General features: G+C 71.5%; 12 protein-coding genes and 1 pseudogene. 3 read left to right on the forward strand and 10 right to left on the reverse strand.

Features of this window, described 5'->3' with window-relative positions:
- Positions 1-42: 42 nt before the first annotated feature.
- A pseudogene (locus CACI_RS17945) lies at positions 43-428 on the forward strand (helix-turn-helix domain-containing protein); the annotation flags it as partial.
- 84 nt (positions 429-512) lie between these two features.
- Here CACI_RS17945 and CACI_RS17950 read toward each other — a convergent pair.
- The 3 genes from CACI_RS17950 to CACI_RS17960 all read right to left on the reverse strand — a co-directional run bounded on the left by CACI_RS17950 (position 513) and on the right by CACI_RS17960 (position 6154).
- Positions 513-2516: a cell wall-binding repeat-containing protein gene (locus CACI_RS17950; RefSeq protein WP_015792244.1), complete on the reverse strand. Its 2004-nt coding sequence runs from the start codon at positions 2514-2516 to the stop codon at positions 513-515.
- A gap of 99 nt (positions 2517-2615) precedes the next feature.
- A complete protein-coding gene (locus CACI_RS53530; RefSeq protein WP_015792245.1) occupies positions 2616-5270 on the reverse strand; it encodes a helix-turn-helix transcriptional regulator in 2655 nt (884 codons plus the stop codon).
- A gap of 221 nt (positions 5271-5491) precedes the next feature.
- Positions 5492-6154: a GDSL-type esterase/lipase family protein gene (locus tag CACI_RS17960; protein WP_015792246.1), complete on the reverse strand. Its 663-nt coding sequence runs from the start codon at positions 6152-6154 to the stop codon at positions 5492-5494.
- 68 nt (positions 6155-6222) lie between these two features.
- Here CACI_RS17960 and CACI_RS17965 point away from each other — a divergent pair, with 68 nt between their 5' ends.
- Both CACI_RS17965 and CACI_RS17970 read left to right on the forward strand, forming a co-directional pair.
- The gene (locus CACI_RS17965) at positions 6223-6699 is read left to right on the forward strand and encodes a MarR family winged helix-turn-helix transcriptional regulator (protein WP_015792247.1); all 477 of its coding nucleotides are present in this window, start codon (positions 6223-6225) and stop codon (positions 6697-6699) included.
- A 196-nt stretch (positions 6700-6895) separates the two neighbouring features.
- Positions 6896-9667: a helix-turn-helix transcriptional regulator gene (locus tag CACI_RS17970; protein ID WP_015792248.1), complete on the forward strand. Its 2772-nt coding sequence runs from the start codon at positions 6896-6898 to the stop codon at positions 9665-9667.
- Positions 9668-9709: 42 nt separating this feature from the next.
- Here the strand turns inward: CACI_RS17970 and CACI_RS17975 are convergent, their stop codons facing one another.
- The 7 genes from CACI_RS17975 to CACI_RS18005 all read right to left on the reverse strand — a co-directional run bounded on the left by CACI_RS17975 (position 9710) and on the right by CACI_RS18005 (position 14906).
- A complete protein-coding gene (locus tag CACI_RS17975) occupies positions 9710-9967 on the reverse strand; it encodes a WhiB family transcriptional regulator (protein WP_015792249.1) in 258 nt (85 codons plus the stop codon).
- 33 nt (positions 9968-10000) lie between these two features.
- A complete protein-coding gene (gene wrbA, locus CACI_RS17980; RefSeq protein ID WP_015792250.1) occupies positions 10001-10618 on the reverse strand; it encodes an NAD(P)H:quinone oxidoreductase in 618 nt (205 codons plus the stop codon).
- A 120-nt stretch (positions 10619-10738) separates the two neighbouring features.
- Positions 10739-11599, reverse strand: coding sequence for an alpha/beta fold hydrolase (locus tag CACI_RS17985; RefSeq protein ID WP_015792251.1), 861 nt, complete (start codon positions 11597-11599; stop codon positions 10739-10741).
- A 92-nt stretch (positions 11600-11691) separates the two neighbouring features.
- Positions 11692-12171 carry a cupin domain-containing protein gene (locus CACI_RS45725; RefSeq protein ID WP_015792252.1) on the reverse strand — a complete coding sequence of 160 codons (480 nt, stop codon included), beginning with the start codon at positions 12169-12171 and terminating at the stop codon, positions 11692-11694.
- Complete coding sequence (locus tag CACI_RS17995; RefSeq protein WP_015792253.1) at positions 12171-13178, reverse strand: alpha/beta fold hydrolase; 1008 nt, start codon at positions 13176-13178, stop codon at positions 12171-12173. The genes CACI_RS45725 and CACI_RS17995 overlap by 1 nt, the downstream gene beginning before the upstream one ends.
- 42 nt (positions 13179-13220) lie before the next feature.
- Positions 13221-14009, reverse strand: a complete 789-nt coding sequence (locus CACI_RS18000) for an oxidoreductase (RefSeq protein WP_015792254.1) — start codon at positions 14007-14009, stop codon at positions 13221-13223.
- A 99-nt stretch (positions 14010-14108) separates the two neighbouring features.
- Complete coding sequence (locus tag CACI_RS18005; protein ID WP_015792255.1) at positions 14109-14906, reverse strand: alpha/beta fold hydrolase; 798 nt, start codon at positions 14904-14906, stop codon at positions 14109-14111.
- Between the last annotated feature and the right edge of the window lie 143 nt (positions 14907-15049).

Raw genomic sequence — 15049 nt, forward strand, 5'->3', positions numbered from 1 at the left:
GGAACGATCCGAATGCTGTCGGGGCGGGGCGTTGGTCAGTGCGTGGGCGGGATATTGCGGGCTGAGCCGGTGCGGATCGAGCTGTTCACCGGGTTGCGGGTGCGCCAGTTCCGGAAGTTGGTGAAGGTGGTGCGTGAGTGTACTACCGGACGAACCTGACGATGCGGCAGCTCGGGGCGCTGTTCGGGTGCTCGGCTGGCACGGTGTGCCGGACGGTGAAGCAGGTCGGCCCCTACCTGGCGTTGGAACCGGCCCACCGCAGCGCACAGGCGGTGGACCGGTTGTGGATCGCGGACGGCACGATGATCCCGGTCCGGGATCGCGAAGTCGCCGCCTCGTCCCGGAACTACCGGTTCTCGGCGAACGTGCAGGTCCTCATCGATGCCGACACCCGCCTGGTCGTCGCCACGCAATCCAGGCCGTCGCCCACATGCGCAACCTGGCAATAGCCGCCTGAGCCGCACGAACGCGCCCCCGCCAGCCATCCCGCAGCCAGACTTACGCAACAACTTTTAGGGCAGCGCAGGTGCCTTCCGGTTGACGAAATAGTCCTGCAGCCCCGGTAGCCCGGCGCGGTCTCCGACCGCGGCCGCCGCCCCGTTGGGCACCACCCCGGTGTCGCCGAACACCAGCACCTCGTCGACGGAGGCGGAGGTGTTCGACACGTAGTCGCCTTCGACCGCGGGCAGCTGCGGGCCGGCGGCGAGAAGCAGCGGTGCGGTGTGGGCGCCGAGCAGCGCGCCGCCGGACAGGGCGTCGGGCCAGTTGGAGGCCACTGCGACGCCGACGCTGCGGGGGGTGGTGGGCCCGCTGAAGAAGGTCCGGGCGACGGCGGCGGCGGTGCCGAAGCGGTCCGCGCCGGCGGCCGCGCCGACCTTCCCGACCGGGAACATGGTGCGCAGCGCGGCCACGCCCTGGTCGCCGATTCCGAACAGTTCGACGTTCGCGGGGCTGTGCGCGCCGAGATACGCCGAGGTCGACGACGGCAGCGTGCCGTCGTTCGACAGCAGCACGACGGTGTTCTCGCCCGTGGCGTCGCCGGCTCCGGCCGCTGCGCCGGCGGCGAGTGCGTCGGGGAAGTTGTTGCCGGTGGCGACCAGGATGCGCGCCGGGTTGGGGGTGATGGCGTTGGCGATCGCGGTGGCGGTGGCGTAGCGGTCGGGGCCCTGCAGGCGTCGGGTGCTGAAGTTGAGGGCGGCGACCTGGTCGGCGACCTTCTGGGACATGACGTCGGTGCCGCCGAGCAGGGTGACCTGGGCGCCGGGCTTCAGGATCCGCTTGAGTTCGGCGGCGACGCGGCCGTCGAGGGAGTGGGTGCCGGTGAGCAGTAGCGGGGCGTGGAGTTTGGCGGCCAAGGCGCTGTCGGCGAGGGCGTCGGCGAAGCTGTCGGAGCGGGTGATGACGGCGCCGCCGGCTTGGCGGCCGCCGGGTCCGGCGTCGTCGTAGCCGAGGCGGGAGGCGTCGATGGCGGTGTCGATGCGGTCGGCGCCACCCATGCGGTCGATGGCGACGTTGCGGACGGGCTGCCAGGAGGGATCGCTCTCGATGGTCCCGATCTGGGCTCCGGTCGTGACGCTGGTGATGGTGTCGCTGTTGACGTCGACGACCTTCAGGTGGACGCCGGCATTGGGGGTCTGGTCCCGATAGGTGATCTTGAAGCCGTCGGGTGACCAGGAGGGCATGGTGCCGAAGCCGGTGCCCTGGACGAGGGTTTCGATGCCGCCGTTCGTCGGCTTGGTGAAGATGGCTCGGCCGGCGAAGGGGACGGGTGAGTCGTAGGCGATGAGAGTGCCGAGCGGGTTGAAGGAGGGGTTGGCGCCGCCGGCGGCGAACAGTGCCGTCGCACCGTGGGGGGTGCGCAGATACACGCCGGGGTTCGGTCCGCCGCTGCGGGTGAAGGCGACGCTGCCGTCGGGCCCGACGTCGGGGTTGCTGTCGCTGAATCCGGTGGGCGCCTCGAATAGCGGCGTGGTGCCACCGCTGCCGTCGGCGAAGGCGGAGAGGATCTGCGATGGGGTGACTCCGTCGGCACGGGTGAAGAACACCCGGACGCCGTCGGGCGACCAGGCCGGGAAGGTATCGCCGGCGCTGGGCGGCGGAGTGCTGACCCGCACCGGGTGGGATCCGTCGACGCCGACGGTCCACACCGCCTTCGAGCCGCCGCCTTCGGCGAAGGCGATGCGGGTGCCGTCGGGTGACATCGCGGGGTTGACGAGGACCGGCGGATCGGCCATGCCGGCACCGCGCACGTCGAGGACGTGGAAGCCGCTGCCGTCGGGCCGGGCCAGAGCGATGCCGAAGGCGTTGCCCACAGGAGCCTGGAAGGCGATGAAGCCGTTTCCGCCTCGCGCGGTGGCGTGGGCGGGTGTCGTGGCGATGGCGGTGGTGGTCGCGGCGATCAGAATGCTGATGATCGCTGCGGATGTGATGCGGCGCCTCGCGGAATTCTTGTGGGCGGCAGCGGTGAGCCGGGCGCTTTCGTGCGGCGGCCGGTCGTAGGGCGTGGTGCTGGACACAGGTCCCCCCTGGGAGAAGTCGGTGCGGGTGTGGGCACGGCTGGGCCCGTACTCCGTCCGAGGGTCGCAGTGCCGCTACGCGGCGTCACGCGTAGTGGACTACCTGTCTTGTGCGGGAGTCACGGTGAGTTCGGCCAGGGCGGCGCGGTCGGCGACGCCGAGTTTCACGCAGGCGCGGTAGACGTGCCCTTCCACCGTCCGCACGGACACCACGAGGTGTTCGGCGATCTGGCGGTTGCTGTGGCCGGCGGCGACCAGGGCGGCGACTTCCCGTTCGCGTTCGGTCAGGGGCGAGGGTCGCAGGGCTTCGCGCAGCGCCGGGGTGTCAGCGCCCTGGCATACCGCCAGCAGGCGTCGGGCCTGGGCCGACGCGGTCTGTTCGGTACGCAGGTCGCCAGCCTCGCGGCGCACGATCGCGGCCTGTGCCGCGGCTTCGGCGGCGATCAGCGGCAGGCCGGCGTCGGCCAGTGCCGTGCAGACTGTCAACAGCTTCGAGGCGTCTCGCTCGCTCCAGGCCTGTGCGTGCTGGGCTGCGAGCTGGACCCGCGGCCCGTCGACAAGGCTCGTCAGGGCCTGCAGCCGTGGTCCGCACGTCCGGTCGCCGAACCGCACGGCCGTGTGGAGTGCCACGGTCTCGACCGCGAGATGTCCCAGTCGTGCCGCGCAGTCAGCGGCCTCGCGCGCCGTGGTCCGGGCCTTGCCGACGGCGCCTTCGGCGGCGGCGAGCCAGGCGGAGCTGAGGTGGACGACGGGCTGGATCAGGCCTTGGGTGGTGGGTCGATAGTGGCGGTTGAGGTCGGCGATGGCTGCCGCGGTCGCTGTCGGGTCGCCCGCGGCGCCGTGGGCTTGGGCGAGGGTGAGGGCTGCCATGGCGGCCCAGCTGCCGGGGTCCTCCTCGCTGAATCCGGCGAAGGTGTCGCGGATGATGCCGATGGCGGTGCTGATCTGTCCGCGTTCCAAGGCGGTGGCGCCGCGGAAGTAGTTGGTGGCGTGGTAGCCGTACATGAGCAGGGAGCCGGACAGGGCGAGGGCGACGTCGGTGTAGCCGGCGTAGAAGGTGACGGCTTGGTCGGCGTCGTCGAGGCGGCCGGCGAGTAGCAGGGCATTGAGGTGGCCCGCGGCCAGGGCGTGGCGCATGATGCCGAACTGGGGGACCTGGTCGATGGCTGCGTGGCCGGCGGTGACGCGGGCCGGGACTTCGTCGGCACGGCCCATGACGGCCAGGGCTTCGGTGCCGCCGAGGGTGGCGAACACGGTGGCGGTGGAGGGGCGGTCGGGGACGGCGAGGACGGCGTCGGCCATGGCCAGTGCTTTGTCGGCGTGGCCGCGGTGGGCGGTGAAGGCGGAGCCGAAGGCGTCGAGGACTGCCCGCGCCTGGGGGGTGTGGAGTTTCTGGCGGCCTTCTTCCAGGACGCGGTCGGCGTCGTCGGGTTGGACGGCGACCCAGTTGAGGTTGGCGGCGCGGGTGAAGGCCATCGCGGTGATCTGGTCTTCGGTGACGGCGCGGTGGACGTCGGCGGCCAGGGCGGTTTCGGATGCGGTGCCGCGGTCGAGCCAGCTGAGGGCCATGCCGAGCAGGAGGCTGGCTTCGACGGGGCCGCCGGCTTGGACGGCGTGATGGGCGCAGCGGACGGCGAGGTCGAGTTCGTAGAAGCCGATGGCTTGGGCGGCGGCCTGGGTGAGCAGGGCGGGGTCGGCGGGTTCGGCGCTGTCGAGGGTGTGTCGGGCGCGGCGCAGGGTGTCGCCGGAGCGGCGGCCGCCGGTGGCGGCGAGGGCTTCGGCGAGGTGGCGGTGGATGCGGCGTTCGGTGCTTTTGGGGGTGCGGGCGCGGATGGCTTCGCCGTAGAGGGGGTGGGCGAGGTGGGCTTCGAGGCGCCGGCCGTCGGGGATGAGGGTGATGAGTCGGGCGCGTTCGGCGGTTTCGGCGGCGGCGCCGGTGAGGCGGCGTAGGAGGTCCAGGCCGAGAGGTTCGCCGTAGGCGACGGTCTCGACGGCGGCGTAGACGGCCGGCTCGAGGGCGTCGAGACGTTCGGTGATGAGTTCGGTGAGTCGGGGCGTGGCGGCGATGCCGCCGCGCCAGCGCCACAGGCCGGCCACCGGGGCCAGGGCGCCGGAGGCGACGGCGGCGTCGACGGCGGTGTGGATGTAAAGGGGGTTGCCGGCGGTGAGGCGCCAAAAGCGGCGTCGAGTCAGGCTTTGGAGAGGGCCGCCCAGGAGGCGTTCGACGAGGGCGGTGGTGTCGTTCTCGTTCAGGTGGCCGATGTCGAGGCGGGGCAGGTGGTCTTTCCAGAGCGCTGTGACGGCATCGGGGCAGGGTTCGCCGCTGCGGACGGTGACGAGTATGTGTGCGTCGCGAGCCAGGACGAGGTGCAGGAGGAGGCTGGCGGACAGCGGGTCGAGCAGGTGGGCGTCGTCGACGATGAGGATGGAGTGGGGTTGGTCGGCGGGCAGAACGAGTTCGGCGGCCTTGATGAGGATGCTGAAGTCGGCAGCCATGCCGACGGCCTCGGTGAGCAAGGGTGCGAAGGCGCCGAGGGGGAGGGCGCGGGAGCTGGCGGTGGCTCGGACGCGGCGGATGACGGTGCCGGGAGTGTCGCTTTGGGCTTGCCGGGCGGCCTGCGCGGCGAGGCGGGTTTTGCCGACGCCGGCGCCACCTGTGAGGACGGCGCCGTGGCCGCCGGGGGCGAGGACGGCGGCGAGGATGCCGAGCTCTGCGTCCCGGCCCGTGAAGGTGTCGTCCGAACCCGGCCACATGGGGTGAATGGTAGTGGCGTCGTGGCCTGGCCCGAAGGGCGTTTCCCGCGGTAGCGGATTCGTTCGAGCGCCACGTCGGGCCCAGCGATGGCGCCGCTGCGCCGCACTGTCTGCTGCTCGCCAACGTGTTGAGGGCGACGGGTCAGAGTGGCGGCGGCCTACGCAACAACCTTTAGGCGAGTAGCGGCCGGGTCCTGCGCGATCCTGCGGGGACCCGGCCGTCAGGCGTCGCAGAACTCGGATACGCCGGCCGTGTTCTCCAGTACCGCCGCGTCGAAGGCCTCGGCGATGGCCCGGTGCCCCGCGTCGTTGGGATGCAGGCCGTCGCCGTAGTCGAGATCGGGCGCGATGTACCCGTCCCGCTCCGGATCCCGCAGCGCCGCGTCGATGTCCAGCACCGCGGCGAAGCACGCGGCGCTCCGGATCCAGAGGTTGACCGCCTTGCGGATCTCCTCTCCGGCCTGCGAGAAGAACCCCGGATACCGCGTCCCGCGATGCGGGGTCAGCGTCGCGCCGATCACGACCAGCCCCGCCGCCGCGGCGCGCTCCGCCAGCGCGCTGAGTCCCCCGATGAGCGCCTCGGCGCTCGGCATCGCGCTGCCCTCCACGCCGGCCAGCCCGATGTCGTTGACTCCGAGTTCGAGGATGACGTGCGTGACCTCGGCGTCGGCGAGCACGTCCGCCGCGAACCGATCCGTCCCGGCCGGTCCGTAGCCGTCGCACAGCAGCCGGTTGCCACTGATCCCACGGTTGCGGACCGGGACGCCCAGCCGGCGCGCGAGCACATCGACGTAGGCGGTGGAGGCGTCCGGCGTGCTGCCGTCGCCCTTGGTCAGAGAGTCGCCGAACGCTGCGATGACCGGAAGCGAGGTGGAGTTCGTCATGAGATGGTTATACCAATGATTGGTCTATCCAGTAAATAGGCGATCCAGCGATACGCTACGCTCCCGCTATGACGACCCCCGCCCCCAAGCCCCTCGCCCTGCGCCGGCGCCTGCCGTTCGCGCTGGTCACCCTGGCCACGGCCGCGCGGCGCGACACCACCCAGGCCTTGGCCGGCAGCAACCTGGGCGTCTTCCAGCACGCGGTCCTGGCCGTCCTGGCGGAGTGCGGGCCGCTGATCCAGAAGGACGCCGCCGCGCGCCTGGGCATCGACAGCGGCGACATGGTCGCCTACGTCGACGACCTGCTGGCCGCGGGCAGCGTCGACAAGCAGCGCGACCCGGCCGACCGGCGCCGGCAGATCCTGGAGATCACCCCCGCGGGCAAGCGCCTCCTGGCTGACGCCGAACGCGACCTCGACGCGGCGACCGAGCAGACCTTCGGCGCTTTGAGCACGCAAGAGCGCGGCCAGCTGTACGAACTTCTGGTGCGCGTCCTCGCGCAGCGCGACCCGGACGGCTGGCCCGACGCGGAATCAGCGAGTTAGGTCCCTGTCAGGAACGGCTCGTCCCATGCCTCGAAGATGACCCGCGTCTGGCTCACGACGCATCGACGACTTCGACTTCGTGCCGACCCCCGAAGGACCAACGCGGCGCTGCACCAGCTAGGCATATCCGGTGTCGGCCCAGGACTAGGGTCCGACCCTAGGGCGCCCTGGGGTCCTAGTCGGTTTCCTAGTGGGGATGGCTGAATACTTCCCGGCCGGAATCCGATCCCGCCGGGTTCCGCTTATTGGCCGAGGTGATGAGCAGCGGGCGCTGACCGAGCTGGTGGCGGATGTTCGGGACGGGATGAGTTCCGCGCTGGTGCTGGTCGGTGAGGCGGGTATCGGGAAGACCAGGCTGCTGGATCATGTCGCTGAGGTGGCGTCTGACCTGCACATCGTGCGGGTGGCCGGGGTGGAGACCGAGGCGCGGTTGGGCTTTGCGGCGCTGCACAGCTTGCTGCGTCCGTTCCTGGGCGGGCTCGGGGAGCTGCCGACGCCGCAGCGGGAGGCGCTCGCCTCGGCGTTCGGGATGCTCGCCGGGCCGCCGGCTGACCGCCATCTTGTCGGCATGGCGGCGCTGGCTTTGCTGGCCGGCGGGGCTTCGGTGCGGCCGGTGCTGTGTCTGATCGACGACGCGCACTGGCTCGACCGTGAGTCGCGGGACGCGCTGGCGTTCGTCGGGCGCCGCCTGGGTGCCGACGCGATCGGCTTCGTCGTCGCCGACCGGGAGCCGGTGCCGGGGGCTTTCGAAGGTCTGACCGTCATGCCGGTCGGCGGTCTGAGCGATACCGACGCGCACGAGCTGCTCGGGCTGAACGTCGCCGGGCGACTGGATCCGGCGGTGGCCGCGCGCATCGTCGCCGACACCGGCGGGAACCCGCTGGCCCTGCTCGAGAGCATCGGTGCGCTCAGCCTGGCCTGTCTGGCCGGGACCGCGCCGCTGCTCGGGCCGCTGCCGGTCGGGTCGAGCCTGGAGAACTACTTCGGTCAACTGATCCAAGGGCTGCCTGACGACACGCGCACCTTCTTGGTGTTGCTGTCGGCCACGCCGCCGGAGGACGCGCTGCTGCTGTGGCGTGCCGCCGGCGAACTCGGCATCGCCGCCGAGGCTGTCGACGCGGCGATGTCGGCGGGCATCATCGCCCGCGGCCGGCTCGTGGAGTTCCGCCATCCGCTGATCCGCTCGGCCGTGTACCGCGGAGCCGACGCCGCCGAGCGCCGCCGCGTCCACGCCGCGCTCGCCGCGGCCAGCGATCCGGTCCACAGCCGTGAGCGCCGCGCCTGGCACCGCGCCGAGGCGACGATCGGGCTCGATGACGAGGTGGCCGACGAGCTCGACTCTGCCTCAGAGCTCGCGCGCGCCCGAGGCGGCTACGCCGAGCGGGCCGCGCTGCTGGCCAAGGCGGCGCAGCTGTCGGTCGGCGACCGGGTGCTCCGGTTCGTCGAAGCCGCCCGGGCGCACCTGCTGCTCGGGGACCCGGCCGCCGCGCAGTCCCTGCTGCAGCAGGCCGAGCCGGTCCTCGCCGGCGCCGACCCGGTGCTGCGCGCCCGGGCCCTGCACGCCAAGGCGACGACCGAGATCTACTTCGAGCGGATCGGCGGGGTGCTGACCCGGCTGCTGACCGCTGCCGACACCGTTGCCGACGCCGATCCCGCCCTGTCCCGGTCGATCCTGATGGAAGGGCTTCTCGGCGCCTTGTGCGGCGACCTCGATCCCGTCGCGCTCCAGCAATTCGGCGCCTCGGTCTTGACCTCCCCGGCGATCCGGTCGGTCCAGCCGACCAGTGCAGATCTGCTCCTGCGTGGCTTTGCTCTGCGCGTGGACGGCGACTATCCGCAGGCGGCACCGGTGCTCCGGGCGGCACTCGCCGCGATGAGCCGGGACAGCGAGGTGATCGAACACGCCGTCCGTCCGGCGACGCTGGCGCTGTACGCCGCTGACGAAGTCTGGGACGACCGCGGCGGCAATGAGGCCGCCCTGCTCGTCGAGGCGCACGAACGCCGCGTCGGCGCCCTGGGAGCGCTGCGGTCCACGCTGGTGGTGCGCTCCACGTGGGAGCTGCGAGCCGGCCGATTCGCCGCGGCCATGGCGTGCCTGGACGAGTCCGAGGATCTCGCGACCGTCGTCGGACTGCCGTCGCCGGGCCAGCTGCTGCGCGTCGAGCTGCTGGCGTGGAGCGGTCAGGAGGCGAAGACCCGGGCTGTGGCGGACGCGCTGATCGGCGACCTGGCGACGCGCCACGCGAACAGCGGCCTCGCGGACTGGGCCCGGAACTGCCTTGCTGTGCTGGACATCAGCCTCGGGCGCTACGCCGAGGCCGTGGCCAACGCCCGCGTGGCCTTCGACACCGACAACGCCGGAGCCGTGTCCCGCGTGCTGCCGGACCTCGTCGAGGCCGCGGTGCGCTGCGGCGACGAGCAGACCGCGAAGGACGCGCTTCGCCGGCTGGAGCAGCGTGCCCTGCCGGCCGGCACGCCCTGGGCCCTGGGCCTGCTGGCGCGAAGCAGGGCCCTGCTGGCCGATGACGACCACGCCGAAGCCTTGTTCGCCGAGTCCGTCGCACTGCTCGGCAGTACCCGAGTACGAACAGAGCTGGCGCGGACCCATCTGCTCCACGGCGAGTGGCTCCGTCGGCGCCGCCGCCGCGCCGACGCCCGGACCGAGCTGCGCACCGCGTATGAGATGTTCGACCAGATGGGTGCGGCGGGCTTCGCCGAACGAGCCCGGGTCGAGCTTCAGGCGACCGGTGAGCACGCCCGGAAGCGCGCCGGCCAGACGGGGCAGAGCGCGCACGATCTGACACCGCAGGAACGGCGGATCGCCGGGCTGGCAGCCGCGGGGGCGACGAACGCCGAGATCGCGACGCGCTTGTTCATCACGCAGTCGACCGTCGAGTACCACGTCAACAAGGTGTTCCGGAAGCTGGACATCACCTCGCGGCGACAGCTGCGATCCGTCCTGCAGTGAGCGCGTGCCACCGCGAGCGGGTGGCACGCGCGTGGCCCGTCCTCAGCGCCGCGTCGCACGCTCGCGGCTGACGCCGCCCCAGACTCCGTGCTGCTCGCCGGATTCCACGGCGAACCGGGCACACTCCTCGCGGACGATGCAGCCTGCGCAGAGTTCGCGAGCGGACCTCTCCCTCTCGGCGCGCGCATTACCCCGCTCGCCCGACGGCGAGAAGAACCGGGCGCTCTCCAGGCCGCGACAGGCCGCGGACGTCTGCCATTCCCACAACGCGGCGATCGGCCGCATTCGTGCCGGCTTCATGATGGTTGGACCTCCCTGTGCGCTGCACGGCTATCAGGTGTCCCGGCCGCGCCGGAGGGTCTCGGCGATCTGCACGGCGCGGCGGGTCTGGAACGCGACGGCCGCCAACTCGACCTCGCCGGGCGGGATCGCGCCGTTGTTCGAGATGTGGCTGGCGCCGTAAGGGTTGCCGGCCTGGAACTGGATCGGGTCGGCGTAGCCGGGCGGCACGATGACGCAGCCCCAGTGGTAGAAGGTGTTGTTCATCGCCAGGATCGTGGACTCCTGGCCGCCGTGCGCGGTGGCGGTGGAGGTGAACGAGGAGCCGACCTTGTTCACCAGCCGGCCCTGCCCCCACAGCCCGCCGGTGGTGTCGATGAACTGCTTGAGCTGCGCCGCCGGCAGCCCGAACCGGGTCGGCGAGCCCAGCAGGATCACGTCGGCCCATTCCAGATCGTCCAGCACGGCTTCGGCGATGTGCTGGGTGGTCGCGATGTGCTCGGACCAGCCCTGGTTGGTCGCGATGGCCTCGTCGGGCGCCAGTTCGCGGACCTTGCGCAGCCGCACCTCCGCCCCAGACTTCTCGGCCTCGGTGGCTGCGGCCTTGGCCAGTTGGAAGACGCTTCCGGTGGCCGAGTAGTAGATGACGGCGACGTTGACGGGTGTTTCCATGAGCTGGGGGTCCCTTCGACGGGTGGACGGGTGGACAGGCGGGACGGGCGATAGTGGACGGCGCGAGGTCGCGCAGCCGCTCGGGCGGCGCGACCTGGCGCGTGTCAGTGGCCGAACACCTCAGCCGGTGGCCTTGGCGGCCTTGACGATCAGGCTCTCGGCTTGGTCGGGGTGAGAGACCATAACCGCGTGCGAGGCGCCCGGGACGACGACTGTGTGAGCACCGGCGCGCTGCGCCATGAACTTCTCGGTGGCGGCCGGGATCGCCTGGTCGGCGCCGGCGACCAGGTACCAGCTCGGGATGGTCTTCCACGCCGGGACGCCGCTGGGGTCCTGGAGCGCGGCCAGCGACACCGGCCGCTGTTCGGCCGCCATCAGGTCGGCGGTGGACGCCGGAACGTCCGCGGCGAACACGGCGTGGAACTTCGTCTGGTCGACGTACCCGTCCTTGCCGCTGTCCGCGCCGGCGGCGTACGGCCGCACGACCAGCGCCGCACCGAGCTGGCTACCGGGGTTCATCCCGGTCAGCTGCAAGGCGCTCTCGCCCTGGTCCGGAGCGAAGGCCGCGATGTATACCAGGGCCTTGACATTCGTGTGTCCGACGGCGGCGTTGGTGATGACCTCGCCGCCATAGGAGTGGCCGACCAGGATGACCGGTCCGGGGATGGTGCTCAGGATGCTGGAGACGTAGGCCGCGTCGCCGTCCAGGCTGCGCAGCGGGTTGGCGGCGGCGATGACCGGATAGCCGTCGTGTTCCAGGCGGGTGATGACGCCGTTCCAGCTGGAGGAGTCGGCGAAGGCGCCGTGGACCAGCACGACGGTCGGCTTCGGCGCGTGCCGCGCCGAGCCGGACGCCGTCGCCGAGAGCGGAGCCGGCGCGGCCGAGGCGGTCGCGACGGCGGGCACGACGAGCGCGGCGGCGGCCAGGACGGCGGGTATCGCCAAGCGCTTCTGGCGCAGGCGGGGCAGATGAGACGTCATGTCAGAGCCCTTCTTATGGTCGGAAGCGGTCAGTCGGCTGGTCGGTCACTGCTCGGTCATTCGCTCGGTCATTCGCTCGGTCATTCGCTCGGTCACTCGGTCGGCGGCGGACCGGCGACGCGCAGCCGGAAGTCGTCCGCGGAGGCGAGGATGCTCCCGATGTCGAAGGCGGCGGGCTCCTCGTCGAGCGGGGTGGCGGGCGTGCCGTTGGCGCTGAACCACCCCTCGATGCGCGACGGGGCGAAGGCGACGGCCAGCCGGGCGGTCGGCGAGCGGACGAGGTAGCTGTGCGGCACGCCGCGCGGGCCGTGCGCGATCTGGCCGGTGTGCAGGTCCAGGCGTTTGTCGGCGACGAAGAAGGAGACCTCGCCGTCCAGGACTATCCAGACCTCGTCCTCGTCCTCGTGGATGTGGCGCGGGGGCGCGTGGCCCGCCGTGTCGAGGAACTCCATGACGCTCAGCGCGCCGCCGGTCTCGCTGCCGGGCACCAGGATCCGGCTCTGGCCGCCGAGGAACCAGAAGGCTTCGGCCTTGCCGTCGGGGAACGTGTCGTCGGGGAACTGCTGGATCATCAATTCCTCCCCAGGAAGTCGAGCAGGATGTGCGCCATCTCGGCGGGGTGTTCCTCGTACATCCAGTGGCCCGAGTCGGGGACGACGACCCCGGTGACGTGCTTGGCGTACTGGCGCACCTGGTCGGGCACCGCCTTGCCGAGGCTCCCGGAGGCGCCGATCGCCAGCACCGGCATGGTGAGCTTGGTCTTCTGGTAGACCGCGTCGTTCGTCATGTCCTGCGGCAGGGTCCGGAACCACTGGAGGCCGGCCTCAAGGTGCGCCGGGTCCTTCAGGTAGCTGGAGAACACATCGATGTCGTTCGGCGTGACGGCGCCCTTGACGACTTCCAGGTCGTCGACGAACTTGCTCGTCCACAGCTCCTCCCGACCGCTGATGAGCTGCTCGGGAAGGCCGTTGGTGAGCGCGAAGAACCCGAAGTGCCAGGCGCCGGGACCGTCGGCGGTCAGCGAGGGGTAGGTGTAGATGCTCGGGTCCGGGATCGGCGCCTCGCTGAGCACGAGCTTGGTGACGTCGCGCGGGTAGGCCGCGGCGTAGGAGTAGGCGACCATCGTGCCGATGTCGTGGCCGACCAGCCGGATGTCGTGGTCGTGGCCGATCTCGGCGAGCAGACCGTGGATGTCGGCGGCCAGGTCCTTCTTGTCATAGCCCGTGGCCGGGGCGTCGCTGCGGCCCGCGCCGGGCAGGTCGGGGGCGATGACCGTGTAGTGCTCGGCCAGCGCCGGCATGACGTCGCGCCACTCGTACCAGGTCTGCGGGTATCCGTGCAGCAGGACCAGAGTCGGGCCGTGGCCGCCGATCACATAGTCGATGCCGATCCCGCCGACATCGGTCTTGTGCTCGCTGAACCCGGCCGGCATCTGCTCGAGGGAAGAGGCAGTGGGTGAGGACGCCGTCGCGGCGTGCGCGGCGCCGGTGGTGATCGTGGTGGCGACCAGCCCGACGGCCGACGCCGCGGCGAGGGCGAGGACGGCGCCCGGCCGGAAAACGGCATGGAGGTACTTCACAAGGGACTCCAAGTGATGGGAGAAGCGGCTTGCGGATGCTGATTACAGGGTGCTGACCAGCCCGCCGTCGATGACGATGTCGGACCCGGTGATGTTGGCGGCGCGATCGCTGGCCAAGAAGGCGACGAGGTCCGCGACCTCCTCGGGGTGGGTGAACCGGCCGGTGACGGCGTCGCCGGCGGCTTGCTTGGCGATGTCCTGGGCGGTGCCGCCGGTGGCCCGGGCGACGGTCGCCGCGACGCCCTCCTCGGCCAGCCACAGCCCGGTGGTCACCGGTCCGGGGCTGACGGTGTTGACCCGGACGCCCTGCGGACCGACCTGCTTGGACAACGACTTGCAGAAGTTGGTCAGCGCGGCCTTGGCGGCGCTGTAGTCGATGACGAGCGGGTCGGGCAGGAAGGCGTTGACGGAGCTGACGGTGACGATGGCCGCCGTGCCGCGCTCGATCAGGGAGGGGAGTGCGGCCCGCGTGGTGCGGACGGCGGCCAGGAAGTTGACGGCCAGCGTCGCGGCCCAGTCCTCGTCGGTCACGGCCAGGAAGCCCTCGGTCCGCGGCCGGACCGCCCCGACGTTGTTGACCAGGATGTCCAGGCCGCCGTAGGCGAGGACGGCGGCCGCGATCAGCTCGGCCGGACCCTGCGGCGCGGTCAGATCCAGATCGACCGCCAGGACCTCTCCGTCGGCGGCGAGCGCCTTCAGCTCGGGGGTGATCTCGCGGGCGCCGGCGACCACCCGCGCCCCCTCGGCGACCAGGGTGCGGGCGACCGCCAGTCCGATGCCGCGGCTGGCGCCGGTGACGATCGCGGTCTTGCCGGTCAGGTGCAGGTCCATGTCAGGGCCTTTCGAAGAGGTGCTGGGATTCGATCATGACGCCGGCGGCCTTCGTCGCTGTCGGAGGCGCGCTCGCTGCCGCTGTCGAAGGCGTGCCGGTCACAGCTCCTGCCGGCGCAGCCAGTCCAGGGCGGTGTCGGCGACCTCGCGCCACCGGCCGTCGATGGTCAGCGAGTGTCCGCGGTCGGGGAAGTCGAGGATGTCGGTGACCGCCTCGGAGTGCCGGTACTGCTTGAGCGTCGCGCGGGTCACCGCCTCCGGGACGGTGTGGTCCTTGCCGCCGGTCATCAGCAGCAGCGGACCGCGCAGCTCGTTGGCGGTGTCGACCTTGGCCGGCGAGTGCGGGTTGAAGTTGGCCGCGGCGGCTTCGAACAACGGCTTGCCTGGCGCGGGGATCGTCCAGCGCTCGTACAGTGCGTCCGACTCCTCCGCGCTCAGCGCGTTGCCGAACGCGTAGCGGAACTGCTCGGCGGTCAGCGACACCGCGCGGTGCTTGTTCGCCGGGTTCTTGAACACCGGCAGCGTGGCGCGCAGCGCCGACAGCGGCAGGGGCAGGACGCCCTTGATCTGCGCGGCGTCGATCGCGACGGCGGCCGCGGCCAGGTTCTGGCCCAGAAGCTTCTGGGCGATCATGCCGCCGAAGGAGTGCCCGATCAGGATCGGCGCGACCGGCAGGTCCTTGATGATCGAGGCATAGTGGTCGACCACGGCGTCGATGCCGTGGTCGGCGATGCTCTCGGGGTTGGCGCGGGCTTCCTCGACGGTGTCGGGGTCGCCGGGCCAGCCCGGTGCGGAGGCGTCGTAACCCTCCTTCTGGAACAGGTCGATCCAGGGCTCCCAGGACGTGGCGTGCAGCCACAGTCCGTGGATGAAAACGACGGGGGTCGGTGTCGTCATGACGACCTCTCGGTGCGGTGGGGCGGCAGCGGATTCGCGGTGCCGGATCAGCACAACACCCAGGTGAGGACCTTCGTACCGGGGATAGACCCCAGTCCTTTCCCGCTCCGGGACGCCCGGGGCGCCCTGGGGTGTCCCGAGTG

This window comes from Catenulispora acidiphila DSM 44928 (assembly GCF_000024025.1).
Classification (GTDB): Bacteria; Actinomycetota; Actinomycetes; order Streptomycetales; family Catenulisporaceae; genus Catenulispora; species Catenulispora acidiphila.